Genomic DNA, 2,865 nt, shown 5'->3' with positions numbered 1-2,865 from the left:
GGCGAGGACGCCGCCGACGGCACCGCCGTACCCGTCCACCTGTACGGCCGGCAGGTGCTGATCGGCCCGTGGCCCGCGCGGGACGGACGGCCGGGCTGCGGCACCTGCCTCGCCCGGCGCTGGCAGGGCGTCCGCTCGGTGTCCCTGCGCGAGGGCCTCGAACTGGGCACCGGCACCCGCCCGGCGGGCGACTGGCCGTACGGCACGCCCTTCGCCGTCACCGCCGTCGCCGCCCTGGTGGCGGGGCTCGCCGGGGCGGACCCGGAGCCGGGGCCGTTCCCGCGCGTCCATCTGCTCGACCTGGACGCCATGACCGTACGCAGCCACCCCCTCGTCCCCGACCCGGAGTGCCCCGGCTGCGCCACGCCCCGGCCCGACAGCGCCGAGGCCGCCGTCCTCACCCTGCGGCCCGCGCCGCCGTACCGGCCGGGCGTCTTCCGGGTACGGCGGGTGGAGGACTACCGGCTGCCGGAGGACGCCTTCGTCAACCCGTACTGGGGCGCGCTCGGTTCCTCGGTGATCTGCGACGTCGCATCCACCACCACCTCCGCCACCGTCGGCTGCTTCTCGACCCGCTCCGGGGACTACCTCCGGGAGACGTTCTGGGGCGGCCACGCGGACACGTACGCCCACAGCCGGAGCATCGGGGTCCTGGAGGCGCTGGAGCGCTACGCCGGAATGCGGGCAAGGGCCCGGACCACCCGGCTCGTCGCCTCCCTCGACGAACTGGGCCCCGACGCCGTCGACCCGCGCGAGACCGGCCTGTACGCGCCGGAGTTCTACACCGCCAACCCCCGGGTGCGGCCCTTCGCCACCGACCGGCGCATCCCCTGGGTGTGGGGCTGGTCGCTGCGCGACGACCGGCCCCGGCCGGTGCCCGAGATCCTCGCCTACTACCACGCCCCGGGCCTGGAGGGCCGGTTCGTGCAGGAGAGCTCCAACGGCTGCGCCTCCGGAGGCAGTACGGAGGAGGCGGTCTACTTCGGCCTGATGGAGGTCATCGAGCGGGACGCCTTCCTGCTCGCCTGGTACGGGCAGCTGCCGCTGCGCGAGATCGACCCGGCGACCAGCACCAGGGCCACCACCCGGCACATGGTGGACCGGCTCGCCATGTACGGCTACCGGGCCCGCTTCTTCGACACCCGGATCGGCTTCCCCGTCCCCGTGGTCACCGGCTGCGCCGAACGCTTCGACGGCTCCACCGGCCGGATGTGCTTCGGCGCGGGCGCCGGACTCGACCCGGAATCCGCCCTGGACTCCGCGCTCTGCGAGATCGCCACCGACGCGGTCAACCTCGTCGGCCGGACCCTGCGCGACGAGGAGCGGCTGCGCGCCATGGCCACCGACTTCGACCGGGTCACCACCCTGCACGACCACCCGCTGTCCTACGGCATCCCCGAGATGGGCCGGCACGCCGACTTCCTGCTGCGGCAGGCAGAGCCCCGGCCGCCGCTCGCCGTCGCCGATCTCGCCTGGCCGGACCCCGCGAGCGGAGCGGCGTCCCCCAACCTGCGCGCGGACCTGCTGCGCGCGGTCGGCGCCGTCACCGCCTCCGGACACGACGTGGTCGTCGTCGACCAGACCCTGCCCGAGCAGCGCGCCCTCGGCCTGCACACCGTGAAGGTCCTGGTGCCCGGGCTGCTCCCGATCGACTTCGGCTGGTCCCGCCAGCGCGCCCGGCACATGCCCCGGATGCGCACCGTGCTCGGCCCCGCCGGACTCAACCCCGCACCGCACCCGTTCCCGTGACCGCCCGTCCACGCGTCGCTCCAGCCGCGCCCAGCCGAGAGGGGGCCTCCCTGATGGGGTACGCCCATGAGTACGCCGACGCCGTCCTGCACCGGGGGCGCGTCCCGATGGAGCCCACCGACTTCGTCCCCGACTGGCCCGACGCCCCGCGCCGGGGCAAGTTCTATCCGGACGTGGAGCCCTACGCCCTCCCCAACGGCGACGGCCTCCCGGACGCCCCCGCCGCGCGCGGCCTGCTGCCCGCCCCGGACGAGCGCCCCCGGGCGGACGACCCGGCGGGGTTCACCCTTCCGCTGCTGGCGGCGATGCTCAAGGACTCCTACGGGCTGACCGGCCGCCGCCTGGGCATCCAGGCCAACAGCGACCTGTCCGGGCTGCCGCTGCACACCCACGCCAACTGGTCCCGGGGCACCGCGGGCGGCGGCGGGCTCTACCCGGTCAGCATCTACTGGGCGTCCGGCCCGTCCGGGCCGCTGACCCCGGGCCTGCACTACTACGACGTCCAGCGGCACGCCGTGCAGCGGGTGCTGACCGGTGACGTCTCGGCCCGCGTCCGCGAGGCGCTGGGGCCCGACGCCCCCGAGGAGGCCCGGCGGACCGACCAGTACCTGATCCTCGGCGTCAAGTACTGGCAGAACGCGTTCAAGTACAACAGCTTCTCGTACCACGTGGTCTCCACCGACCTGGGCACCCTCGTGCAGACCTGGCGGATCTGGGCCGGGGCCCGCGGCCTCGCCCCCTCGCCCGTCCTGTGGTTCGACGAACCCCGGCTGAACGGGCTGCTCGGCACCCCGGGCGAGGAGGAGGGCGTCTTCGCCGTCGTCCCGCTCCGCTGGGACGCCCCCGCCCCCGCCGCCCCGGCGCTCCCCGAGGGCCCCGACCCGGCCGTCCGGCACCGGGACGCCGAACGGTCGCGCACCGTACTGGAGTTCCCCACCCTCCTCGCCATGCACGCCGCGACCACCCGGGACGCCGCGGACCGCCCCGCCCCCGGCGGACCGACCAGTACCTGATCCTCGGCGTCAAGTACTGGCAGAACGCGTTCAAGTACAACAGCTTCTCGTACCACGTGGTCTCCACCGACCTGGGCACCCTCGTGCAGACCTGGCGGATCTG

The 2,865-nt window shown here is 74.9% G+C and carries 1 protein-coding gene and 1 pseudogene; both read left to right on the top strand.

Annotated elements, in window-relative coordinates:
* Positions 1-1,749, top strand: a 1,749-nt coding sequence (locus tag MHW47_RS34110) for a TOMM precursor leader peptide-binding protein (RefSeq protein WP_239227718.1), incomplete at its 5' end; no start/stop codon positions are given.
* 53 nt (positions 1,750-1,802) lie between these two features.
* Positions 1,803-2,744 (top strand): annotated as a pseudogene (locus MHW47_RS34105) (nitroreductase); the annotation flags it as partial.
* Positions 2,745-2,865: the final 121 nt, after the last annotated feature.

It is taken from the genome of Streptomyces sp. OfavH-34-F, assembly GCF_022347745.1.
In the GTDB taxonomy this organism is placed as follows: Bacteria; Actinomycetota; Actinomycetes; order Streptomycetales; family Streptomycetaceae; genus Streptomyces.
The sequence above is the reverse complement of the archived record's forward strand: the minus strand, read 5'-3'. Positions and strand labels throughout refer to the sequence as shown.